Here is a 21,993-nt window from a genome sequence, read left to right on the forward strand (position 1 = left end):
GGTTTTTGGCCACCTACAACATCTATATATGGTCGCTTGGAAAAAGTATTTGACGATCGGTGCGCTGGCCGCTTTTTGCATTCCGCTGGCCGATCGCTTCGGTGCACGCGACATTCTGTATTTCGGACTTGTTTTATACAGCATTGTCGGAATGTGCTGGGGAGTGGTTTCCAACAAGCCCGAGGTCATGGCACCATGGATCTACTTGGTGTTGGCGATCGTCGCGCAGTTCACAGGGGCGCTGATTCAGGCCAATACAGATGCCGATGGCATATTTGGCGCGGGTCTGTCCCCAGCGGATGGGTTTCTTCTCGTGGGCCACATCTGCATGTTCATTGCACTGTGGAAATTCGCCTGCTCACTGCACCCGGAGTTTCCAAGGCAAGGTTTTTTTCAGGGCTGGATTCTGGCAACCAGCTGTTTGCTCATCGGCTGGCAGTTTCTCTTTCTGCCGACAATTCTTGAACATGGCTTTTCCATCGACCGTCCCCAAGTCTTCAGGATGGTGTATCCCACGCTGTCTTATGTAGAAATCGGCATGCTGCTGTGGATATGGTCGAGCAACGAAGTTTACAAGTCGAAGGCATTCCTCTTGCTTTGCACGGCGACGGCGCTGTTTGCCGCCGGCGAGTCGATTTTCCACGGCACCAGCAACAGTTTGGAGGTACCGCATAACGCCAACCTCGTCTTCTGGCTGCTGGGTTATGTCACCTATGGTGCAGTGGCGATGCATCCAGACATGCGCAAGCTGTGCACGCCCCGGTTCAGCCCCGAAAGTCGGCACGTCAAGAACGTGTTGGACCTTCTGCTGCCGCTCGTGTTGGTGCTGCCTGTCACGCTGCTGATCATTTACTTCAAGGAGCTGCATCCGGCCACCATCGGTATTTTGGTCGGCTTCTTCACGGTGATGCTGCTCGGGTGGTATGAGCTGCGCATGTCCATCAAAAATATCGTGCGCGGCAACCAGTTGCTGGAGCGGCAAAGTCGGACGGACTATCTCACGGGCATTCCGAATCGAAGCCATATCGAATACATCGTGGGGACCAGCACCTACCAGATGGACCGGCGCAACGCGCTGCTGTTGATCGACATCGACGGCTTCAAGTCGCTCAACAACCAGCTGGGCTTTCATATGGGTGATCTGATCATCAAGGCGATCGCGGGCCGCTTTTACGCCGAGAGTCTGAAAAACGGCCACCACTTTGCGCGGGTGGATGGCGATGAATTCGCGCTGTTGATCCTCAACAGTGAAAGCCGGCGGGCCATCGAGGCGCAGGCGTGGCAGATTCACCGGCTGCTGGATCACCCGATCGTTGCCAATGGCGTGGCGATCAAGGTCACGTGCAGCATCGGTGTGTCGATCTGCTATGCCTTCGAGAAGGTCGAGTTCTCTTCGATGTTGAAAGAGAGCGAGCGCGCACTCATCTGGGCCAAGGAAAAGCAATCCCAGGTGGAGGTGTACGGCAAAACCAGAGACGTCGTCGACGACAAGAGCTGGGTCTTGACCGAGTTTCGCGACGCCATCGCCGCGCATCAGTTTCAGGTGTACTACCAGCCCAAGGTACATACGGCCACCAAAAGGGTGCTGGGCGTGGAGGCGCTGGTCCGGTGGCACCACCCCGAGCGGGGCGTCGTGATGCCGCACGAGTTCATCTCGAAGATCGAGGCGACGGACCTCGTGCACCAGCTCTTCACGATGGTGATCGACGATGCTGCCCGGCAGTGGAACATCTGGCGCGAGCAGGGTCTGGTCATCGGCATCGCGGTCAACGCGGCGGCCAGAGACATCACCAACTTTGACCTGGTCGACGAAATCAAGACGGTGCTGCACAAGCACCGGATGCCGGCGCGCTACCTGGAGGTGGAGATCACGGAATCCAGCGCGCTGTCCGACCCTTCACACGTCAAGAGCGTCCTGAGAACCCTGATGGATCTGGGCGTCAAGATCAGCATCGACGACTACGGAACGGGCTACAGCTCGCTGCTCTATCTGCAGCAACTGCCGCTGCATTTCCTGAAGATCGACCAGCAGTTCATCCGGCACATGCGCAGCCACCCATCGAGTGCCTTGATCGTGAGATCCACCATGGACCTGGCCAGGAGCTTGAACGTCGAGGTCATCGCCGAGGGTGTGGAGGACGACTGGATTTTTCAGAAGCTCAAGTCGCTGGGGTGCTACGGCGTCCAGGGCTTTCTGTTTTCCGAAGCCGTGGTCGCCGAGACCATCGTCGCGCTGGTCCGCAGCATCGAATCGACGCCGGTCGCCGTGCTGGACGTCAGCGTCCCGAAAACCTGAGCGTACGGCCCTGCGCACCCGGGGCGCACACCGCCATTCGGCGCATTCAGCGCAGCGGACGCAGCCGGCGTCCCAGCGCTGCTCCCGCCGCCACAAGCCTTGCGAGCGGGTGCAGCGCCAGTCGCTCAACGCACCTGCACGTCGATGCGCCGGGGCTGCGCGTGTGCGGCCTTGGGAATGCGCAGCTTCAGCACGCCCTGCGTGAGTTCGGCCGACACCTTCTCGGTGTCCAGCTCCTTGCTCAGGGTGAACACCCGGCGAAAGCGCGCCAGGCCCACTTCGGTGTGGCTGGAGACCAGGCCTTCGGGCACCGGCAGATCGGCCTCGGCCTCGATCGTCAGCGTGTCGGCCTCCACCTGCAGGTGCAGCTTGTCGCGCGTCACGCCCGGCAGGTCAGCGAACAACAGGATGCCGCTGTTGTCCTCGATCACGTCCACCGGGGGTGTCAACGCCGCGTCGCTGTGGCGAGTGTCCTGCTGGCGCCCGGCAGCGGGGTTGGCGGTCTGGATGTCACGGGTTGGCATGGCAGTGCTCCTTTCTGCAGTGGCGGTCATTGGACTTGGATGCGGCGCGGCTGCGCCGAGGCGCGGCGCTGCACGGTGATGTGCAGCACACCGTCGCGCAGTTTCGCCTCGACGCTTTCCGGGTCGGCGTCGTCGGGCATGCTCAGCGCGCGGCGGAACCGGCCGTCGAACCGCTCATGGATGTGGACGGCGGCCTTGGCGTCGGCGCTGGGCAGGCTGCTCTTGCGTTCGCCTGCGATGCTGAGCAGGCCGCGCTCCAGGTGCACCTCCAGTGAGGCCGGGTCCACGCCCGGCGCGAAGGCGTAGATCTCGATGGTGGCGGGCGTGCCGCCCACGTTCAGGGCCGGAAAGCCGTTGCGGGCAAAGCCGCGGATGCTGGGCGACAGATCGAAGGCCTGCTGCATGTCACGCTGCAGGCGATCCATCTCGGCGAACATGTCGCGCGGAAACAGGGATCGAGCCATGGTGAAGACCTCCATTCAGGGTTGAACGGAGCGCCGGATGCGTTGCCGGCGCTTCCGGTGCCACACCTAGGGACGGGGCCAAAAGATTTCAAGAGGCCGCTGCGTGCGGCCACTGGCGCGGGGCCGGCGTGCGTTCAGACCCGCTCGATGATGATCGCCGGCGCCATGCCGCCGGCCGCGCACATCGTCACCAGCCCGCGCTTCAGATCGCGCCGCTCCAGCTCGTCCAGCAGCGTGCCGATCAACAGCGAGCCTGTTGCGCCGATGGGGTGCCCCAGCGCCATCGCGCCGCCGTTCACGTTCACCTTGCTGCGGTCCAGCCGCAGGTCGCGGATGAACTTCTCGGCCACCACGGCGAAGGCTTCGTTGATCTCCCACAGGTCGATGTCGTCCACCGTCAGCCCGGCCTTGGCCAGCACCTTGCGCGCGGCCGGCACCGGGGCGTTCAGCATCAGCGTGGCGCTGTCGCCCACGTTGGCCATGGCGACGATGCGTGCACGGGGCTTGAGTCCGCGCTTGTGGATGTAGGCGCCGGAGGCCAGCAGCAGCGCGCCGGCACCATCGACCACGCCGCTGCTGTTGCCGGCGTGGTGCACGTAGTTGATCTTCAGGTCAGGGTGCACCTGCCGGATCAGGCCGGCGTAGGTGTTGCCCAGCGCGTCGATCGGGCGCTCGGCCATCACCTCGAACGCAGGCTTCAACGAAGCCAACCCCTCGCGTGTGGTCTGCGGCCGCGGGAACTCCTCGCAGTCCAGCGCGATGCTGCCGTCTTCGCGCAGCACTGGCACCAGGCTGCGCTTGAAGTGGCCGCCCTCGATGGCGGCCGCCGCGCGCTGCTGGCTCAGCAGCGCCAGGTCGTCCAGCGCCTCGCGGCCGATGCCCTCCAGCGTGGCGATGGCGTCGGCGCACACGCCCTGGTGCGATTGCGGCACATTGCGGCGCAGGCGCAGGTTGCCGGCGTCCATCATGTTGGGCGATGCCGGGTCGGCCAGCGTGGCGGTGTAGCTCATCATCTCGCAGCCACCGGCGATCACCAGGTCTTCGAAGCCGGCGGCAATCGTGGCGGCCGCCAAGTTCACGGAGGTGATGCCCGAGCCGCAGAAGCGGTCCAGCGTCACGCCACTGGCCAGCGGGCTGAAGCCTGCATCCAGCAGCGCCATGCGGGCCATGTCCATGCTCTGCTTGCCGCGTTGGGTCGAGGTGCCCCAGATCACATCGTCCACCTCGCGCGTGTCGAGCTGGTTGCGCTCGGCCAGCGCCTTCAGCACGGTGGCCGCCAGGTGCTGCGGGTGCAGGTCGGCCAGGGCACCTTTGCCCACCTTGCCGATGCCGCGCGGCGTGCGGCAGGTGTCGATGATGAATGCGTCGGACATGCTGTTTGTCTCCAGTGGAACGTGGTGCAAGCTTAGGCGTGGTGCCGCGCGGCGTCATCGTCCGATGCGACGAGTCATGGATTGCGGCGGTACAGCGCCTTGCGATGCGGGCGTGCAGGGCGGCCGATGTGCCTTGATTTGAAAGAGAAGTCAACGAATCCAGACGTTAAGTCCCGCTGAAATGTTCTGAAATTTGCAACCAGCGGTGTTCACGAGACGGTACTCCGTGACCATAATCGGCCCCCGCCCGATCCCGGGGCGCACAAACCGGAAGACAAACACCGAGGAGTGGCCGATGCGAACACATGCCGTGCCCAGGCCCGGGCCGCAGCGCGCACGCAGCCCGCTGCGCACGCTGGCCTACCAGATCACCGTGGCCGAGGTGCGCGAGCGCGAGCGCATCGCGATCGGCCTGCACGACGAGATCGGCCAGTTCCTCACCGTGGCACGGCTCAAGCTCGGTGAGCTGCGCCAGTTCGCCAGCGCCGAGCCGGCCAGCGCCTTGCTCGACGATGTCGGCGCGCTGCTGGCCCAGGCCTCGCATGCCACCCGTTCGGCCACCTTCGATCTCAGCAGCCCGGTGCTGCGGCTGGGGCTGGAGCAGGCCCTGCGCAGCCTGGCCGAACGCCTGGCGCGCGACAGCCCGCTCGATGTCTCCTTCGAATGCGCCGCTGTGCCGTCGGCGCTGCCTGAAGCCGTGCTGGCCGTCGTCTTTCGCAGCGTGCGTGAGCTGTGCCTGAATGTGCAGAAGCATGCGGGGGCAGGCGAGGTCGACATCCGCGCGCAGTGGGACGGGCGCAACCTGAGCGTCAGCGTGGCGGACGATGGCGTCGGCTTCGACGCGGCGGCCTGCGGCAGCTTCAGCCGCACCGGCGGCTTCGGCCTGGCCAGCACCCAGTGGCAGATGCGGGCCATCGGCGGGCGGCTCGACCTGCTCTCCGAGCCCGGCCAGGGCACCCGCGCCACGCTCGTGCTGCCAGTGCCCGTCTAGATCCTTCCACCTTCAGGGGCGCGCCATGTCCATCCGCATCGTGTTGGCCGACGACCACCGCATCGTGCGCCAGGGCCTGTGCGCGCTGCTGGCACGCGAGGCCGACATCGAACTCGTCGGCCAGGCCGACGACGGGCTGGGTGCCGTGCGGCTGGCGCGCGAGCTGCAGCCCGATGTCGTCGTCACCGATGTCTCCATGCCCGGCCTGAACGGCGTGGAGGCGACGCGCCGCATCCGCGCCGATGCGCCCGCCGTGCGCGTGCTGTGCCTGTCGGTGCATGCCGAAAGCCGCATGGTGCTGGCCGTGCTGGACGCGGGCGCCAGCGGCTATGTGCTCAAGGACGATTCCTACGACGACCTGGCGCTGGCCATCCGCAAGACCATGGCCGACCAGGTGCACCTGAGCGCCGATCTGGTGGGCCTGGTCGTCAAGGCGGCGCGCAGCCGGGGGCAGCCGCAACCGGCCGGCAATGCGGCCGGCAGTGCGGCGGTGCTGACGCCGCGCGAGCGCGAGATGGTGCAGCTGCTGTCCGAAGGTTTGTCGACGCAGCAGATCGCCGAGCGCCTGCACGTCAGCATTAAGACCGTGGCCACGCACCGCGAACACGTGATGCACAAGCTGGAAATCACCAGCCTGGCCGAGCTCACGCGCTATGCGCTGCAGGAGGGCCTGAGCTCGCTGGACCAGCCGTGGCGCAATTCGGGGCGGGCGTTGATGTGAGCTGAAGGGGCGCCAGCCGCCGCCCACCCGGGTCAGCAATTTGCCCGCGCCGTATCAGGCCCTGTCCGATGGCGCCGCCCGTGTGACTGCCTCACGCTGCGCAGCACCATGGGCGTACCTGCGGCCCCGCTCACCCTCGTGCTGGTCGACGACCATGCGGCGTACCGCGCCTGCCTGGGCGGCCTGCTGTGCCAGCGCGGCATGGCCGTGGTCGGCGAGGCCGGCGACACGGCGGCGCTGCTGCACTGGCTGGCGGCGGCGCCCGCGCGGCCCGATCTCGTGCTGATGGACGTGCAGATGCCCGGCGGCGGCCCGGCCGGGGTGCAGGCCCTCTTGCACGCCCACCCCGGCCTGCGGGTGCTGGTGCTGTCCATGCACGACGACCCGGCCATTGCCAGCGCCATGCTGGCCGCCGGTGCCGGTGGCTACCTGCTCAAGGACGACCCGCTGGACGAACTGGCCGAGGCCATCGCCGCGGTGGCTGCCGGCGCGCAGCGCATCAGCCGCGCGCTGCCGCCATCTCAGCATTGACGACGCGCTGATTCAGACATTGACCGATGGCCGCGCGCCACCGGCCTGCCTATCGTGGAACCCTTGCCCACCACAGCGCGACCATGATCCACCAGGCCATCGCCCACACCGCCAGCGCGCTGAACCATGCGCTGGGGCGTGCGTTCGCGCTGTCCGAAGAGCTGGTCGTCGTCTCCAGCCTGTACGAGCCCGATGGCAGCGTTGCCGCCAACGTGCACAACAAGCTGGCCGTGTTCCTGGTCAACATCGAGCGTGACACCATGCCCGGCCAGCGGCCGCGGCAAGATGTGCCCAGCGGCCGCCAGCCGCGGCTGCCGGCGCCCGTCACGCTGAACCTGATGCTGATGTTCGCGGCCAACTTCGGCGCCACCAACTACGCGGAGGCGCTGAAGTTCGTGGCCGGCACCATCGCGTTCTTCCAGTCCCGCCCGGTGCTGGACCACGACAACACGCCCGGGCTCGACCCGCGCATCGACCGGCTGGCGCTGGACATCGAGAACCTGGGCTTGTCCGACCTCAGCAACCTGTGGGGCACCTTCGGCGGGCGCTATCTGCCCTCGGTGCTGTACCGCATGCGGCTGGTCACGCTGGATGGCGGGCAGCTGGACGCCCAACTGCCCGTGGTGCGCGAGCCTATCGCCAGCGTCGGCGTCTGAAGACGGCCATGGCACGCTACCAGCCCCTGCTGCGCATCGACGTCGGGCACGGCTTCTATGCCGACGGGCGCTGCCGTGGTTTGCGTTGGGTGCCGACGCCAGAGACCGCCGCGTGGCTGCGCGCCAGCGACGCGGTGGCGCGCGAGGGCGAGAGCGCGCTGGCGCTCTACGGCACGGCGCAGACCTTGGCCACCGACCCGGCCGCCGTGCTGGTCTGGCAGATCCATGTGGTGGATGACGACTTCGCCACCGCCACCGACGACCCCGCGCAGCGCCCGGGCGAGCTGTTGGTCTTCGACGCCGCCGATGCCGTCTCCGAATCCAGTGCCGGTTGGCGCCTGCACGCCGGCACCCATGTGGCGGCGGCCGATGTGCGCCCGCTGACCTGGCCGCTGGTCGCGCAGGCACTGCAGGCCAGCCAACGCCGCATGCCACCGCTGGCGCTGCTGCGCGTGCCGCTGGCCACACTGCCAGCGCCGCCCGTGGCCTTTCGGCTGCAGCTGGCTGCTCGCGCCACCGTGTGGAAGTACTGCCTGCACGGCGACTGGCCCGAGCCGCAGCTGCAGGTGGTCGACCTGGCGCAAGAGGCCCAGTTCGACGCGCCCGAGCCCGACCGGCTGGACAACGGCCGCGCGCTCGTGGCGATCCGCTCGCGCGCGCCCATCGCGCTGGCGCAGCGCAGTGCGCAGCGGTTCCAGTTGCGCAGCCGCCAGCGCAGCGGCGACAAGGTGCTGGTGCAGTGCCTGCCGGTGGCGGCGGCGCAATTCCTGGCCCGAGAGCAGATCGGTGGCGCGAGCCGGCTGGTCTCCGAGATCCATGTACATCGTTAACAGGAGGCCGCAATGGCTATGAAGACTCCCGGCGTCTACATCGTCGAGAAGAACGCATTCCCGAACTCGGTGGTCGAAGTCGCCACGGCGGTACCGGCCTTCATCGGCTACACCGCGCGTGCCGACAACAGCGGCAAGTCGCTGCTGGCCAGGCCCTGGCGCATCAGCTCCATGGCCGAGTTCCACCAGTACTTCGGCTTCGGGCCGGAGCCGCGCTTCAGCATCAGCCTGAAGACCGATCCCAACGTCGAGGCCGCCTTCAACGACGGCGAGAAGGACTACCTGCTCGGCCAGGCCGATGGTGCGGCGGGCGGGCGCTTCCTGCTGTACTTCAGCATGCTGCACTTCTTCCAGAACGGCGGCGGGCCCTGCTACATCGTCTCGGTCGGCGACTACAGGGGCAGCGTCGAGGCCGACAAGCTCATGGAAGGCATCGAGCCCCTGGTCAAGGAGCAGGAGCCGACCATGGTGGTCATCCCCGATGCCGTGCTGCTCAGCGCTGCCAACTGCATCTCTGTGCAGCAGGCCATGCTGCAGCACTGCGGCGGCAAGATGAGGAGCCGCATCGCGGTGCTCGACGTGTGGGGCGGCGACCGCGACCGCAAAGACCCGGCGGGCGACCCGATCGAGGGCTTTCGCGGTGCGCTGGGCATCAACTTCCTGGACTTCGCGGCGGCCTACTACCCCTGGGTCAACACCACCATCGTGCAGGACAAGGACCTGAACTACACCCACATCGCCAATGGCGACCTGCTGGTGCAGCTGCTGATGGCCGACCTGGCCCTGCCCGATGCCGTGACCGACAAGACCCCGGTGCGCACCGCCCAGCAATGGCAGGCCGTGCAGGACATCCTGAAGACCGATGCGCAGTGGACCGACAAGCTCACCGCCGAGATCAACGCCTCGGACAAGACCGAAGACCAGAAGAAAAAGCTGCTCGAGCCGGCGGCGCTGAAGATGGCGGTGGAGACCCACAAGGCGCTCTTGAACAAGAGCCTGGCCGCGTCCAGCAGCCTGTTCACCACCATCCTCGGCGAGGTCAAGAACCGGCTCAACCTGCTGCCGCCGGCCGCCGCCATGGCCGGCATCTACACCATGGTGGACAACACGCGCGGCGTGTGGAAGGCGCCGGCCAACGTCAGCATGAACGGCGTGGTGTCGCCGGCCGTGAACATCTCGCACGACGACCAGGAAGACCTGAACGTCACCACCCAGGGCAAGTCGATCAACGCCATCCGCTCGTTCATTGGCGAGGGCGTGCTGGTCTGGGGCGCGCGCACGCTGGACGGCAACAGCCTGGACTGGCGCTACATCAACGTGCGCCGCACCATGATCATGCTGGAGGAGTCGTGCCGCCTGGCCTCCAAGGCCATGGTGTTCGAGCCCAACGTGGCCAACACCTGGGTCACCATCAAAAGCATGATTTCCAACTTCCTGACCGGCATCTGGAAGCGCGGTGGGCTGGCCGGCGCGGTGCCGGACGACGCCTTCAGCGTGCATGTCGGGCTGGGCGAGACCATGACGCCGGAGGACATCCTCGAAGGCATCCTGCGCGTCACGGTGCTGGTGGCCATCAGCCGCCCGGCCGAGTTCATCGAGATCACCTTCCAGCAGCAGATGCAGAAGTCCTGATTCGATTCCCCTGAAACCCTTCAACACCCCGGAGGCCGCTCATGGCAGACGATGGTTCCGCGCAATCGACCACGGTATGGCCGATGCCCAAGTTTCGGTTCGAAGTCAAGTGGGACTCGGCCGTCATGTCCTTCCAGGAGGTCTCAGGCCTTGACGTGGAGGCCCAGCCCATCGAGTACCGCCACGGCGACAGCCCGGCGTTCTCGGTCCTCAAGATGCCGGGCATGAAAAAGTACAGCGACGTGACCATGAAAAAGGGCGTCTTCAAATCCGACAACAAGCTATGGGACTGGTTCAACGAGATCAAGATGAACACCCTCAAGCGAAAGCCGGTGACCATCAGCCTGCTCGACGAGGCCGGCAAGCCCACCATGGTCTGGACGCTGGCCAACGCCTGGCCGACCAAGATCACCGGCACGGACCTGAAGGCGCAAGGCAACGAGGTGGCGGTGGAGACCATCGTGATCGCGCACGAGGGGCTGACCATCGCCAACGCCTGATGCCGGGCATCACCGCGCAGGCGCTGCAGGCCGGCAAGGCCGGGCTGCGGGCCACCAAGCCGCCGGAGTTCTACCCGCCGACCGCGTTCCATTTCGCGGTGACGTTCGGATCGAGCCCCAAGGATGCCGATGGCGCGTTCCGCGAGGTCAGCGGCATCGGCCCGGAGGTGGAGACCGAGACGGTGAACGAGGGCGGGTTGAACGGCTTCGCCCATGTGCTGCCCAAGGCCATCAAGCACCCGCGGCTGGCGCTCAAGCGCGGCATCGCGGTCAGCGATTCACGGCTGGTGCAGTGGTGCCAGGCGGTGCTGGACGGCGGCTTCGTCAAGCCCATCTACCCCAAGCTGGTCCATGTGTTCCTGCTCGACGGCAACGGCGATCCGCTGCGCGGCTGGTCGGTCGAGAACGCCTGGCCCGTCAAGTGGGAGATCGATGGCTTCCAGTCCGTCCGCAACGAGGTGGCGATGGAAAAGATCGAGCTGGCTTACGCACGCTCCAACCGCATTTTCTGAAAGTCGGCCATGGGCATCGAAGTGCGCCAGCTGCTGATCCGCTCGCAGGTCAACGTCGCGCCGGTGGCGCCGGCGCGCCCGGTGCTGTCCTCGGCCGACCTGTTGCGGCTGCGCGAGCAACTGATGGCGGAATGCCGGCACCTGATCACGGCCCAGTTGCGCGACCAGCGCGAGCGTTGAAAGAGCGGCACCGACATGGACGCCGGCCAGCTCACCCATCTGCAGATGATGCGCTACAGCGTGCTGCGCGGCGGCACGATCAAGCTGGACACGGCGGCCACCTTCGACGTGCAGATCAACCCGGCCGACTTCAAGCACCACTGCGGCGTGCGCTACGACGAGAAGAAGTCGCAGGGTCAGACCGCCAACACGCCGCGCTACGCCAGCGTGGGCGACGAGCGGGTCTCGTTCTCGCTGGTGCTGGACGGCACCGGCATCGTGCCGCCGCCGGCCAACGGCCAGCGCGAGGACGTCAAGTCGCTGATCCAGAAGCTCAACGCCGTCGTCTACCAGTACCTGCCGATGACCAAGGAGCCACCCTATGTGCGGCTGCTGTGGGGCACGCTGATCTTCTTCAGCCGGCTCGAATCGATGGCCACGCAGTACACGCTGTTCAAGCCCAGCGGCGAGCCGCTGCGCGCCAAGGTCGATCTGTCCTTCGTGGGCGCGGCGAGCAAGAAGGAGGCCGAGCTGGTCTCCAACCGCGAGCCCGACACGGCCCCCAGCGTGGCCTTCCTGCGCGATGGGCAGACGCTGGGCGAGCTGTGTCAGGAGCAGTACGGCGACCCGAACTACATGCTGACGGTGGCGCGCTACAACAAGCTGCCCAACATGCTCAAGCTGCGGCCCGGCCAGCGCATCCTGCTGCCGCCCAAGGGCTAGGACACTGGCCATGCCCGCACCGTCCCCCATCGACAACACCGAAGGCGTGGTCCGCCTGACGATCAGCGCCGACGGCGTGGCGTTGCCGGCGTCGGCGCAGGTGGTGTCGGTCAGCGTGCGCCGTGCCGTCAACACCGTGCCCTCGGCCCGCATCGAACTGGTGGATGGCGACATGCCGGAGGACAGCTTTCCGCTCAGCGACTCGGCCACCTTCAAGCCCGGCGTGGCGCTCTCCATCCAGGCCGGCTACGGCGACGACGAGACCCTGGTGTTCGAAGGCATCGTGGTGCGCCACGGCGTGCAGATCCGGGGCGAGAACGATGCGCGGCTGATCGTCGAGTGCCGCGACAAATCGGTGCTGATGACGGTGGGCCGGCGCAACGCCAACCACATCGACAAGACCGACAGCGACGTGATCTCCGCGCTGGCCCAGGCCCACGGCCTGGCCATGGACGCCGACAGCACCGACCTCAGCTACGGCGAGCTCGTGCAGCACTACTGCAGCGACTGGGATTTCATGCTGTCGCGGGCCGAGGCCAACGGCTTCCTGGTGGTGGCCACCGACGGCAAGCTGGCGGTGAAGGCGCCCAAGGCCGACGGCGCGCCCGACCTCACGGTTCGTTACGGCCAGGACCTGATCGAGTTCCAGGCCGACCTGGACGCGCGCGGCCAGTACGCCAGCGCCCAGGCCTACTCCTGGGACATGAAGAACCAGGCCGCGCTGGAGGGCAGCGCCAGCCAGCCGGCCAGCCTGCCGAAGCAGGGCGACCTGGACTCGGCCACGTTGGCCAAGGTGGTGGGGCTGGCCACCTACCGGCTGCAGAGTGGCGCCCCGCAGCCGGCCCAGGCGCTGACGCAGTGGGCCAAGGCGCTGCAGCTCAAGGCGGCGCTGGCGCGGCTGCGCGGGCGCATGCGCTTTCAGGGTTCGGCGCTGGCCAAGGTGGGCGGGCTGATCACGCTGGAGGGCGTGGGCACGCGCTTTTCGGGCACGGTGTTCGTGACCGGCCTGGTGCATGAGATCGCCGACGGCAACTGGACCACCGAGGCCGAGTTCGGCCTGGCGCCGGACTGGTTCGTCGAGCGCAGCGACGTGGTCGCGCCGCCCGGCGCCGGCCTGCTACCGGGCGTGCACGGCCTGCAGGTGGGCATCGTCATGAAGCTGGACGCAGACCCGGCCGGCGAGGCCCGCGTGCAGGTCAAGGTGCCGGTGCTGCAGGCCAGCGACGAGGGCGTGTGGGCGCGGCTGCTGCAGCTGCACGCCAGCAACGGGTTTGGCAGCTTCTTTCTGCCCGAGGTGGGCGACGAAGTGGTGCTGGGCTATTTTGCCGACGACCCATCGCACCCGGTCGTGCTGGGGAGCCTGTACAGCAGCAAGCAGGCCACGCCGTATGCGCTGGAGGCCACCAACGACATCAAGGCCATCGTCACGCGCTGCAAGCACAAGATCGAGTTCAACGAGGCCGACAAGATCATCACCATCCTCACGCCGGCCGGCAACAAGATCGTGCTGAGCGACAAGGACAAGTCCATCTTGCTGCAGGACCAGAACGGCAACAAGGTCGAGCTGGCCCCCGGCGGCATCACCCTGGACAGCCCGAAGGACATCGTGCTCAAGGCCCAGGGCAAGGTCACGGTGACGGCCGGCATGTCGATCGCGCTGAAGGCGCAGGCCGACGTGACGGTGGACGGGCTGAACATTGCCTGCAGTGCGCAGATGGGGTTCACCGGCAAGGGCAACGCCAGCGCCGAGCTGTCCGCCGCTGGGACGACCACCGTCAAGGGCGCCATGGTGCTTATTAACTGAAATGAAACTCCCCCCAGTCTCCGCGCTGCGCGCTCCGCCAACCCCCCTCCGCTGCGCGAGGGGGGCGCACCCAGCGGCCTGGCAGAGCCAGTTCCGCGGGTGCCCTGGCATGGCCTGCTCCGCGGCCTTCGGATCGATCCATGCTGTGTGGCCCGAAGGTCGTTGTCCTCACCGGTCTTGAATCGAGTCTGTCATGCCACCCGCCGCCCGCATCACCGACCTGCACGCCTGCCCGATGGTCACGCCCGGCCTTCCGCCGGTGCCGCACGTGGGCGGGCCGGTCATCGGCCCCGGCGTGCCCACGGTGCTGATCGGCAAGCTGGTGGCCTCCGTGGTGGGTGACAACTGCACCTGCGTCGGCCCGCCGGACGTGATCGTCAAGGGCTCGGCCACGGTGATGATCGGCAGCCGGCCTGCGGCCCGCGTGGGCGACACCACGGCCCACGGCGGCAGCATCGCGCTGGGCTGCTTCACCGTCATCGTGGGGGGGTGACGTGATGCCGGCCGAACGCAACTTCCTCGGCACCGGCTGGGCCTTTCCGCCGGCCTTCGACGGGCGCACGCTGCAGGCGGTGATGGTGTCGGACGAGCAGGACGTGCGCGAGAGCCTGCGCATCCTGCTGTCCACCGTGCCGGGCGAGCGCGTGATGCACCCCACCTACGGCTGCGGGCTGCGCCGCATGGTGTTCGAGCAGGTCACCGAAAGCCTGCTGACCGAAATCCGCAGCCTGGTCGAAAAGGCCGTGCTGTTCTTCGAACAGCGCATCCTGCTGGAGCGCATCGATTTCGACACCAGCGCGCTGTTCGACGGCGAGCTCAAGCTGTGCCTGTTCTACACGCTGCGCAGCACCAACGCGCAGGGCAACATGGTGTTCCCGCTCTACCTGAACGGGGGGCCGCCATGACCACGGGCACGGCGCAGCACGAGCGCTTTCCGCCGCGCCTGGCGCCGGGCTGGTTCGCGCCGGACGAGTTGCGCTTCGAGCAGCGCGTGGCGATGACGGCCGCGCTGGCCCGCCATCTGCGCTTCGTTGCGCTGGACCACCCGGACGGTGGCGACTGGCGCCGCCTGTTCGCCAGCGACGTGGCGCTGGTGCTGGCCCGCATCGCCGCCATCGACCTGCGCGCGCTGCAGCATGACTTCCTGCGCGATGCCGACGCCGGCCCGGTCGAGCACCTGGCACGCCAGGTGGTGCAGCTGGCGCAGTGGATCGACCTGTGGTTCAAGTCGCTGGACCGCCAGGGCGACCCGGTGGCGCTGGCGTTTCGCGCACGCATCCGCCAACTGGTCGAGCAGCAGCTGGGCGAAGACCTGCGCTGGGTCTATGCGCAGTTCGGCCCCAGCCAGTGCGACGACCGGCGCATCGACCACCGCGCCGGCAGGCTGGCCGAGATCTGGGACCAGGGCCGGCCCCTGCTGGGCGCCGACCTGGTGGGGCGCAGCAAGCGCGAGCTGCTGCGCGAGCGCTACTTCGCCTTTCTGAGCGCCATCGAGGCGCTACAGGATCTGGCGCGCGAGCTGCTGCCCAGCACGCTCAAGGCCGGCACGCACGCGCCGGCCGAGGCGCTGCTGATCGCCTTCCTCAAGCTGTGGGAGACGGTGCAGCAGGAGCTGAACCAGTTCACCGCGCGCCATGTGGACTTCTACTACCGCGACTGCCTGGGCCTGGCCGTGGCCGGCGCCCAGCCCGACGACGTGCACCTGGCCTGCGCGCGCGACGCCCGGGCCGGCGGCCTCTTGAGCGTGCCGCAGGGCACGGTGTTCGAGGCGGGCAAAGGGCCTGACGGCCTGCCGATGGTGTTCCACAGCGCCGCGCCGCTGGTGGTGACCGATGCGGCCGTGGCCGCGCTGTGCACGCTGCGGCTGGAGCGCGACGCGATGATCTCGCCGGAGCGCTCGTTCGGCTACGCCACGCGCGCCAAGGCCACGCGGCTGCCGCCCCTGGGCGAGCTGCCGGTGCCGCTGTTCGGCGGCGGGCGCGGCTTCGGCGCCGAGGACGCGCGGCTGGGCCTGGCCATCGCCTCGCCGCTGCTGCTGCTGCGCGAGGGTGAGCGCAGCATCCACATCGATCTGCCGGCCCGCGCCCCGTTGGCGGCCAGTGCCGATGCGGCCGAGCTGGCCGCCCTGGTCGACGCAGTGGCCGCCACCAACGAAGCCGGCCCGCTGCAGGAGGCGCTGAGCCGCTTGTTCGGCCACTGGCTGCTGGTCGGCCACAGCGAGTTGAGCGATGCGCAGCTGCAGCGCCTGCGCAGCACGGCAGCCCGGGTGCTGGGCGGCCGGCTGCCGCACGCCACCAGCGGCGGCGACCCGCTGAGCCTGTTGGCCGGCAACCGGCCGCCGGTGCGCGCGCTGGTGTTCGACCGGCTGTTCCAGGGCCTGCTGCGGCTGCGGCTCAGCGCGGCCAACGGCTGGCTGGAGGTCATTGATGCGCAGGTGGGCCGCGCGGCCGAGGGCGGCCTGTCCATCAGCCTGCGGCTGCGGCCCGAGGCGCCGCCCATCGTCGGCTGCGACCCGCTGCTGCATGGCGAGGGCTGGGGCACGCGGTTGCCGCTGCTGCGCATCGAGCTGGCCACGCAGGGGCGGGTGTACGGCTACTCGCTGCTGGCCGATCTGCCGCTGGCCGAGGCGCGCGTGCGCGTCACGGCGCGCGGCGTGCGCGACATCGTGCTGCACAACAACCTGGGCCGGCTCGACCCGACCAAGGCCTTCAACCCGTTCGGCCCGCTGCCCACGCTGTCGTCCTACCTGGTGGTGGGCGCGCAGGAGATCTCGGGCAAGCAGCTGCAGCGCTTGTCGCTACAGGTCGAGTGGGGCGCGCTGCCGGCCGATGCGGGCGGCTTCGACCGTTATTGCCGGGGCTACCCGGACGCGCAGCGCAGCGGCGACTACACGGTGGCCCTGGCCATCCTGCGCGACGGGGCCTGGCAGCCCTGCGCCGGTGACTCGGCGCGTCAGCCACTGTTCGCACCGCCGGACCGGGGCGGCTGCCTGCTGCCGCGCATGGAGATCGCGTTCGACCCCGACTCGGTGCGCAAGCACAGCCGTGCCAGCGATCCGGCCGAGTGGGGCGTGCCCTGGCCGCGCAACGGCCTGTACCGGCTGCAGTTGAACAGCCCGCGCGGCGCGTTCGGCCATGCCGCCTACCCGATGGTGCTGGCCGAGACCGTGGGCGCGAACGCGCGCACGCGCAGCGCCCGGCGCCAGCAGCCGTTGCCCTGTCCGCCCTACACGCCGCTGATCGAGACGCTGGCGCTGAGCTACGAGGCCGCAGGCGTGATCCGGCTCGACGCCGAACACCACCCCAGCCGGCGCGACGAGGCGCCCGGTGCGCAGGACGACGAGCGGCTGCTGCACCTGCACCCGTTCGGCATCGAACGGCTGCACTCGGACGCTGCCGGCAAGTCCCATGGGCTGATGCCGCAGGTGGAGGACGACGGCAACCTGTACATCGGCCTGTCGGCCAGCGAGCCCGGCGGCACGCTGACGCTGCTGTTCCAGCTCAGCGAATCGGCCGCCGATGCGCGCTCATCGCAGGCCAGGCGCGGCCGCGTGCGCTGGGCCACCCTGGCCGACGACCACTGGCACCCGCTGTCGCCCACGCGGGTGCTGAGCGACAGCACCGAGGGCTTTCTCAGCTCGGGCATCGTCACGCTGGATCTGCCGGGCGAGGACATGGGCTGCGACAACGACGTGATGCCGGCCGGCCTGTACTGGCTGCGCGCCTCGGCCGACGAGGGCTTCGAGGGGTTTGCCGCGCTGCTGGGCGTGCAGGCCCATGCGCTGCGCGCGCGCCGCGTGCTGGTCCCCGGTGCGGCGGCGCTGGCCGTCGTGCCGCACGCCAGCATCACCAAGCCCAGCGCGTCGGTGCCGGGGCTGGCCGGGGTGCGGCAGGTCGGCCCCTCGTTCGGCCTGCGCGCGCCGGAAGACCCGCAGGGCCTGTACACGCGCGCTGGCGAAAGGCTGCGCCACAAGCAGCGCGCCAGCACCGCCTGGGATGCCGAGCGGCTGCTGCTGGCTGCCTTCCCCGAGGTGTTCAAGGCGCGCTGCCTGTCGGGCGACGAGATCGTGGCCGCCGGCCAGCCGCGTCCGCCGGCCGGCCAGGTGCTGGTGGTGGTGGTGCCGCAGGTGCCGCGCAACGACCCGGCCCACGCGCTGGAGGCGCCGCGCTTCAACGCCAACGAACTGCAGAGCATGCAGAAGTACCTGCAGGCGCGCGCCTCGCCGTTCGCGCAGGTGGTGGTCCGCAACCCGGTGTACGACCGCATCCAGCTGCGCTGCAGCGTGGGCCTGGCGCCCGGCGCGCACGAGGGCGAGGTGCTGCAGCGGCTGAACGCCACCACCGTGCGGTTGCTGTCGCCCTGGTTCGACGAAGGCTATCCGCCTGACTTCGACTGGGTGGTGCGCAGCGAAGACCTGGAGGCTCGCCTGCGCGAGCTGGAGGGCGTGGCGTATGTGACCCGGCTGTCGCTGCTGCACGTGGGCTGCACGGACGACGGCATCTACACGCTGGGCGACACCGCACGCGATGGCGCCGGTGCCGAAAGCCGCCCCGGCGGCGCCGCGCCGCGCGGCCATGCCATGGCGCACGTGCCCTGGAGCCTGGCGCTGCCGCTGGCCACCCACATCGTCGAGGCCGAGCCCGTGCCCGACACCCCGCACACCACGCCCCTGCCCACCGGCATCGCGCGGCTGGCCATTGGCAGCACGTTCGTCATCGCGGGTGCGGACGGAGTGGACGCATGACCATCCGCAGCCGCCAAACGCTGCGCCAGTTCTTCGACGAAGGCCGGCTGCCCACGCGCGACCACTTCGGCGACATGATCGACTCGATGCTCAACATGAGCGACGAGGGCTTCCACAAGTCGGCCGAGAACGGGCTGGAAGTCACCACGCCGGCCGGCTACGACGCCTTGGTCAGCTTCTACCGGGCGCAGAACGCACGCGAGCCCCTGTGGTCGGTGGGCTATGGCGGCGAGCGCGACCAGCTGCAGTTCCACCATGCGGGCATCACCGCTTCGCGCGACCAGCCGCCGGTGCTGGCGCTGGACGCGCGCGAGCGCGTGGGCATCGGCACGGCCACGCCGCGCGAGACGCTGGACGTGGCCGGCAACGTGGCCTCGCAGGGCCGCGTGGGCAGTTGCAGCTGGCCCGGCCTGGCGCCGGCGCTCGCCGATGGCGAATGGCACGACCTCACCGGCGAGCTGACCGGTTGCCAGGCCTTCGAGGTGATGGCCGGTACCGGCGTGCCGGGCGGTGGACGTTACGCGTTGCTGCACGCGGTGGCGCTGAACGCGTTCAACCCGGCGTCCAGCTGGCTGGATTTTTTCTCGCGTAAGAAGCGCATCCGCGCCAGCGAGGCCTGGTACGGCAAGCGCTGCGACCGGCTGGAACTGCGCTGGGAGGGCAGCAGCGGCCTGCACGCCAGCTACCGGCTGCAGGCGCGCACCAAGTGCGACTACGGCGCCGGCGTGCGCATCCAGGCCACGCTCACGCGGCTGTGGTTCGACCCGGCGATGGACGGCCGCAGCAGCGCCAGCGCGCCGGTGCCGCCGCTGCGCCGAAAGGGGAGTAGATGAGCCAAAATCCGCCCTACCTTGCGTCGCCGATTCCGCGCGTGACGCGAGATGCTGGCCCGACCAGCTTCGAGGCCCTGCGCGCGCAGGGCTTGCACCTGCTGCAGGACCTCGCCGGCCATACCTGGACCGACCACAACCTGCACGACCCCGGCATCACGCTGCTCGAGCAGTTGTGCTTTGCGCTGACCGACGTGGGCTACCGGGCCGGCTTCCCGGTGGCCGACCACCTGACCGATGCCGACGGCCTGCTTGACTTCGACGCCCTGTCGCTGCATCCGCCAGCGCTCGTGCTGCCCTGCCGCGCCACCACGGCGGCCGACTACCGCCGCGTGCTGCTCGACGCCGTGCCGGGGCTGGACGACGCCACCGTGCTGCCCGGCCCCGGCGGCGTGGTGCAACTGGTGCTCAAGCTGTCGCAAGGCGCGCTCGAGAGCGAGGGCGCGCGCATCGTGGCCGCGCGGGCTGCCTTCCTGGCGCAGCGCAACCTGGGCGAAGACCTGGACCCGCTGGTGGTGCACACCGCCGACCGGCTGTGCGCGCTGCACGGCCAGATCGACATCGGCGGCCCGCGTGATGCGGCCGACGTGCTGGCAGAGGTCTACCAGTGCTGCGACCAGTTCGTCGCACGCCGCGCCAGCTGCCGCAGCCTGGACGAACGGCTGCGCGGTGGCGAGACGATGGAGCAGATCTACACCGGCCCGGTGCAGCAGTACGGCTTTGTCGACCCGTTGCCGCAGACGCAGGACGGCCCGCAGCGGCTGTACCTGTCGGACCTGTCCAAGCTGGTGCAGCAGGTGCCGGGCGTCGAGCAGGCGCGGCTGACCGCGCTGTGCCCGGTCGACGACGCCGGCCAGCCCCTGGCCGACGCGCCGGCCAGCAGCGGATCGGTGGCCTGGCGCGGCCCCGGCTGGGCGCTGCGGTTGGTGCTGCCGGGTGAGGAGCAGCCCGGCACGCTCACCGTCACCCGCCGCGGCAACGTAGTGCCAGTGGTGCCCAACGACCTGTGCCGCCGCCTGGACGACCTGCGCGCGGCCGAGCGCGCCAGCCGCGCACGCCAGCAGACCGACCAGGCCCTGCGCGCTGCCGCAGCCCTGCCGCGTGGCGAGCACACCGCGCTGGACGACTACCACTCGGTGCAGCACCTGCTGCCGGCCATCTACGGCGTGGGCCGCCACGGCGTGCCGGCCTCCGCGCCGCCGCAGGACCGGGCGCACGCGCAGCAGCTACAGACCTACCTGCTGATGATGGAGCAGGTCATCGCGCAGGGCCTGGCCCAACTGCATCAGCTGCGCGCGCTGTTCTCGGTGGACGGTGGTGCGCGGCGCACGCTCTGGTCGCAGATGATCGGCCCGGATGCGCTGCCCGGTGCCGAACGCATGTGGCTGGGCAACCCGGCCCAGATCGAGCCGTCTTTGGACGCTGGCGCACCGCGCAAGAGCCATGCGCTCGACCACCTGCTGGCCCACATCGAGCAGGCCGTCTACCCCGCCTTCGACGCCGGTGCGCCGCGCAAGAGCCGCGCGCTCGACCACCTGTTGGCGCTGCACGGCGAGACCTACACGCAGAACTCGATGCGCCAGTTCGGCGGCCACCACGACCCGCAGGAGCTGGAGCTGCTGCTGCTGGAGAACAAGGCCAACTACCTGCACTTGATCATCGAGCTGGGCCGCGATCGCGCCAGCGGCTTCGACCCCGGCCAGCCGCTGCGCGACCGGCCGGCGCCCATCGGCCCGGCAGCCGGCATCGTCGGCCCGCACCAGCCGGCCAACTGCAGCGGCCTGCAGCGCCGCGTGGCGCTGCTGCTGGGCTTTCGCATCCGCACGCCGCGCGCGCTGACGCAGGCGCTGCTGCAGCACAAGCTCACCCTGGTGGCCGAGCCCGACGAGCGCCACGAGCCGCTGCGCGTGCTGGCCCGGCAAGTGCAGGGCAGCCAGGCCGCGGGCCGGCCGGAACCGGTGGAGGACCACGCGGGCCCGCCCCCCATGCGGCTGCTGCAGTTGCCGTTGCCGCAGGCCGTCTTCTGCGCCGGCCTGTGGCGCGAGCGCTACCGCCTGATCCCGCAGGCAGACCGGGCCGATGCGCCGCAGCGCCTGGTGCTCGGCCCCGACGACGCAGGCCGCTTCTGGCACCTGGGGATGTACCTCCACGCCGACCTGGCGCGCCGCGCCGCCGCGCAGATGCGGCAGTACCTGCTGTGGCTGACCGCCGAGAGCGAGGGCCTGCACGTGGTCGAGCATGTGCTGCTGCGCGCGCTGGGCGACGGCCGGGCCCATGCGCCGCTGGGGCTGGCCAGCCGCTTCTTCACGCTGCGCGTGACCGTGCTGCTGCCGGCCTGGACGCTGCGGACCGCGCAGCCCGCCTTCCAGACCCTGGCGCAGGAGACGCTGCGCATCAACTGCCCGTCGCACCTGTCGCTGCGCTGCCTGTGGCTGGACTTCGCGGCCATGCGCGCGTTCGAGCAGGACTGGGAGCCCTGGCTGGCCGCGCGCCGCGCGCTGGCCACGGCGCCGCTGGACAAGCATCTGGCGGCCGAGGCCGACGCTGCAGCCGTCCGCGTGATCGCGCACCTGCGCCAGCCCGGCGATGACGACGGCGAGGGCGACGAACCCTGGCTGCAAGGCCATGCGTAGACCAACCACCCCGTTGGGCCCACGCACTGCGTGCAGCCGTCCCGTCTCCCTCGAGGGACGCCGCGAGCGG

20 protein-coding genes are annotated in these 21,993 nt (G+C 69.0%); 17 read left to right on the plus strand and 3 right to left on the minus strand.

Annotation, left to right across the window (positions count from 1 at the left end):
- Positions 1 to 28 precede the first annotated feature (28 nt).
- Entirely contained in the window at positions 29 to 2,296 is a 2,268-nt protein-coding gene (locus AC099J_RS06000) for a putative bifunctional diguanylate cyclase/phosphodiesterase (protein ID WP_479614305.1), read from the plus strand.
- Between the two features lie 125 nt (positions 2,297 to 2,421).
- Here the strand turns inward: AC099J_RS06000 and AC099J_RS06005 are convergent, their stop codons facing one another.
- The 3 genes from AC099J_RS06005 to AC099J_RS06015 all read right to left on the minus strand — a co-directional run bounded on the left by AC099J_RS06005 (position 2,422) and on the right by AC099J_RS06015 (position 4,657).
- A complete protein-coding gene (locus tag AC099J_RS06005) occupies positions 2,422 to 2,820 on the minus strand; it encodes an Hsp20/alpha crystallin family protein (RefSeq protein WP_479614306.1) in 399 nt (132 codons plus the stop codon).
- Positions 2,821 to 2,846: 26 nt separating this feature from the next.
- Positions 2,847 to 3,284 carry an Hsp20/alpha crystallin family protein gene (locus tag AC099J_RS06010; RefSeq protein ID WP_479614307.1) on the minus strand — a complete coding sequence of 146 codons (438 nt, stop codon included), beginning with the start codon at positions 3,282 to 3,284 and terminating at the stop codon, positions 2,847 to 2,849.
- 134 nt (positions 3,285 to 3,418) lie between these two features.
- The gene (locus AC099J_RS06015) at positions 3,419 to 4,657 is read right to left on the minus strand and encodes an acetyl-CoA C-acetyltransferase (RefSeq protein ID WP_479614308.1); all 1,239 of its coding nucleotides are present in this window, start codon (positions 4,655 to 4,657) and stop codon (positions 3,419 to 3,421) included.
- A gap of 295 nt (positions 4,658 to 4,952) precedes the next feature.
- Between AC099J_RS06015 and AC099J_RS06020 the strand changes: the two genes are divergently transcribed.
- From AC099J_RS06020 to AC099J_RS06095, 16 genes are all read left to right on the plus strand, one after another.
- Positions 4,953 to 5,648 (plus strand): sensor histidine kinase, encoded by a 696-nt coding sequence (locus tag AC099J_RS06020; protein ID WP_479614309.1) that lies wholly within the window; start codon positions 4,953 to 4,955, stop codon positions 5,646 to 5,648.
- Between the two features lie 25 nt (positions 5,649 to 5,673).
- The gene (locus tag AC099J_RS06025) at positions 5,674 to 6,369 is read left to right on the plus strand and encodes a response regulator (RefSeq protein WP_479614310.1); all 696 of its coding nucleotides are present in this window, start codon (positions 5,674 to 5,676) and stop codon (positions 6,367 to 6,369) included.
- 108 nt (positions 6,370 to 6,477) lie between these two features.
- Entirely contained in the window at positions 6,478 to 6,900 is a 423-nt protein-coding gene (locus AC099J_RS06030; RefSeq protein ID WP_479614311.1) for a response regulator, read from the plus strand.
- An 83-nt stretch (positions 6,901 to 6,983) separates the two neighbouring features.
- A complete protein-coding gene (locus AC099J_RS06035) occupies positions 6,984 to 7,556 on the plus strand; it encodes a Pvc16 family protein (RefSeq protein ID WP_479614312.1) in 573 nt (190 codons plus the stop codon).
- A gap of 8 nt (positions 7,557 to 7,564) precedes the next feature.
- Entirely contained in the window at positions 7,565 to 8,386 is an 822-nt protein-coding gene (locus tag AC099J_RS06040) for a hypothetical protein (protein WP_479614313.1), read from the plus strand.
- Between the two features lie 12 nt (positions 8,387 to 8,398).
- Positions 8,399 to 10,018 (plus strand): phage tail sheath family protein, encoded by a 1,620-nt coding sequence (locus tag AC099J_RS06045; protein ID WP_479614314.1) that lies wholly within the window; start codon positions 8,399 to 8,401, stop codon positions 10,016 to 10,018.
- 41 nt (positions 10,019 to 10,059) lie between these two features.
- On the plus strand, positions 10,060 to 10,518 hold the full coding sequence (locus AC099J_RS06050; RefSeq protein ID WP_479614315.1) for a phage tail protein: 459 nt from the start codon (positions 10,060 to 10,062) through the stop codon (positions 10,516 to 10,518).
- Positions 10,518 to 11,030, plus strand: coding sequence for a phage tail protein (locus AC099J_RS06055; protein WP_479614316.1), 513 nt, complete (start codon positions 10,518 to 10,520; stop codon positions 11,028 to 11,030). The genes AC099J_RS06050 and AC099J_RS06055 overlap by 1 nt, the downstream gene beginning before the upstream one ends.
- 9 nt (positions 11,031 to 11,039) lie before the next feature.
- Positions 11,040 to 11,210, plus strand: coding sequence for a DUF5908 family protein (locus tag AC099J_RS06060; RefSeq protein ID WP_479614317.1), 171 nt, complete (start codon positions 11,040 to 11,042; stop codon positions 11,208 to 11,210).
- Between the two features lie 15 nt (positions 11,211 to 11,225).
- On the plus strand, positions 11,226 to 11,912 hold the full coding sequence (locus tag AC099J_RS06065) for a CIS tube protein (protein WP_479614318.1): 687 nt from the start codon (positions 11,226 to 11,228) through the stop codon (positions 11,910 to 11,912).
- Between the two features lie 10 nt (positions 11,913 to 11,922).
- On the plus strand, positions 11,923 to 13,716 hold the full coding sequence (gene vgrG, locus AC099J_RS06070; protein ID WP_479614319.1) for a type VI secretion system tip protein VgrG: 1,794 nt from the start codon (positions 11,923 to 11,925) through the stop codon (positions 13,714 to 13,716).
- Positions 13,717 to 13,909: 193 nt separating this feature from the next.
- The gene (locus AC099J_RS06075) at positions 13,910 to 14,209 is read left to right on the plus strand and encodes a PAAR domain-containing protein (RefSeq protein ID WP_479614320.1); all 300 of its coding nucleotides are present in this window, start codon (positions 13,910 to 13,912) and stop codon (positions 14,207 to 14,209) included.
- 4 nt (positions 14,210 to 14,213) lie between these two features.
- Complete coding sequence (locus tag AC099J_RS06080) at positions 14,214 to 14,621, plus strand: GPW/gp25 family protein (RefSeq protein WP_479614321.1); 408 nt, start codon at positions 14,214 to 14,216, stop codon at positions 14,619 to 14,621.
- Positions 14,618 to 18,460, plus strand: coding sequence for a hypothetical protein (locus AC099J_RS06085; protein ID WP_479614322.1), 3,843 nt, complete (start codon positions 14,618 to 14,620; stop codon positions 18,458 to 18,460). The genes AC099J_RS06080 and AC099J_RS06085 overlap by 4 nt, the downstream gene beginning before the upstream one ends.
- Complete coding sequence (locus tag AC099J_RS06090; RefSeq protein ID WP_479614323.1) at positions 18,457 to 19,293, plus strand: hypothetical protein; 837 nt, start codon at positions 18,457 to 18,459, stop codon at positions 19,291 to 19,293. The genes AC099J_RS06085 and AC099J_RS06090 overlap by 4 nt, the downstream gene beginning before the upstream one ends.
- A 38-nt stretch (positions 19,294 to 19,331) precedes the next feature.
- On the plus strand, positions 19,332 to 21,923 hold the full coding sequence (locus AC099J_RS06095; RefSeq protein ID WP_479614324.1) for a hypothetical protein: 2,592 nt from the start codon (positions 19,332 to 19,334) through the stop codon (positions 21,921 to 21,923).
- Positions 21,924 to 21,993 lie beyond the last annotated feature (70 nt).

The organism is Rhodoferax sp. RT4P68 (assembly GCF_056521305.1).

Bases quoted from the DNA above. Each gene is read 5' to 3' on its own strand.
- AC099J_RS06000 (WP_479614305.1), top strand. From the start codon at position 29: ATGGTCGCTTGGAAAAAGTATTTGACGATCGGTGCGCTGGCCGCTTTT.
- AC099J_RS06005 (WP_479614306.1), bottom strand. From the start codon at position 2,820: ATGCCAACCCGTGACATCCAGACCGCCAACCCCGCTGCCGGGCGCCAG.
- AC099J_RS06010 (WP_479614307.1), bottom strand. From the start codon at position 3,284: ATGGCTCGATCCCTGTTTCCGCGCGACATGTTCGCCGAGATGGATCGC.
- AC099J_RS06015 (WP_479614308.1), bottom strand. From the start codon at position 4,657: ATGTCCGACGCATTCATCATCGACACCTGCCGCACGCCGCGCGGCATC.
- AC099J_RS06020 (WP_479614309.1), top strand. From the start codon at position 4,953: ATGCGAACACATGCCGTGCCCAGGCCCGGGCCGCAGCGCGCACGCAGC.
- AC099J_RS06025 (WP_479614310.1), top strand. From the start codon at position 5,674: ATGTCCATCCGCATCGTGTTGGCCGACGACCACCGCATCGTGCGCCAG.
- AC099J_RS06030 (WP_479614311.1), top strand. From the start codon at position 6,478: ATGGGCGTACCTGCGGCCCCGCTCACCCTCGTGCTGGTCGACGACCAT.
- AC099J_RS06035 (WP_479614312.1), top strand. From the start codon at position 6,984: ATGATCCACCAGGCCATCGCCCACACCGCCAGCGCGCTGAACCATGCG.
- AC099J_RS06040 (WP_479614313.1), top strand. From the start codon at position 7,565: ATGGCACGCTACCAGCCCCTGCTGCGCATCGACGTCGGGCACGGCTTC.
- AC099J_RS06045 (WP_479614314.1), top strand. From the start codon at position 8,399: ATGGCTATGAAGACTCCCGGCGTCTACATCGTCGAGAAGAACGCATTC.
- AC099J_RS06050 (WP_479614315.1), top strand. From the start codon at position 10,060: ATGGCAGACGATGGTTCCGCGCAATCGACCACGGTATGGCCGATGCCC.
- AC099J_RS06055 (WP_479614316.1), top strand. From the start codon at position 10,518: ATGCCGGGCATCACCGCGCAGGCGCTGCAGGCCGGCAAGGCCGGGCTG.
- AC099J_RS06060 (WP_479614317.1), top strand. From the start codon at position 11,040: ATGGGCATCGAAGTGCGCCAGCTGCTGATCCGCTCGCAGGTCAACGTC.
- AC099J_RS06065 (WP_479614318.1), top strand. From the start codon at position 11,226: ATGGACGCCGGCCAGCTCACCCATCTGCAGATGATGCGCTACAGCGTG.
- vgrG (WP_479614319.1), top strand. From the start codon at position 11,923: ATGCCCGCACCGTCCCCCATCGACAACACCGAAGGCGTGGTCCGCCTG.
- AC099J_RS06075 (WP_479614320.1), top strand. From the start codon at position 13,910: ATGCCACCCGCCGCCCGCATCACCGACCTGCACGCCTGCCCGATGGTC.
- AC099J_RS06080 (WP_479614321.1), top strand. From the start codon at position 14,214: ATGCCGGCCGAACGCAACTTCCTCGGCACCGGCTGGGCCTTTCCGCCG.
- AC099J_RS06085 (WP_479614322.1), top strand. From the start codon at position 14,618: ATGACCACGGGCACGGCGCAGCACGAGCGCTTTCCGCCGCGCCTGGCG.
- AC099J_RS06090 (WP_479614323.1), top strand. From the start codon at position 18,457: ATGACCATCCGCAGCCGCCAAACGCTGCGCCAGTTCTTCGACGAAGGC.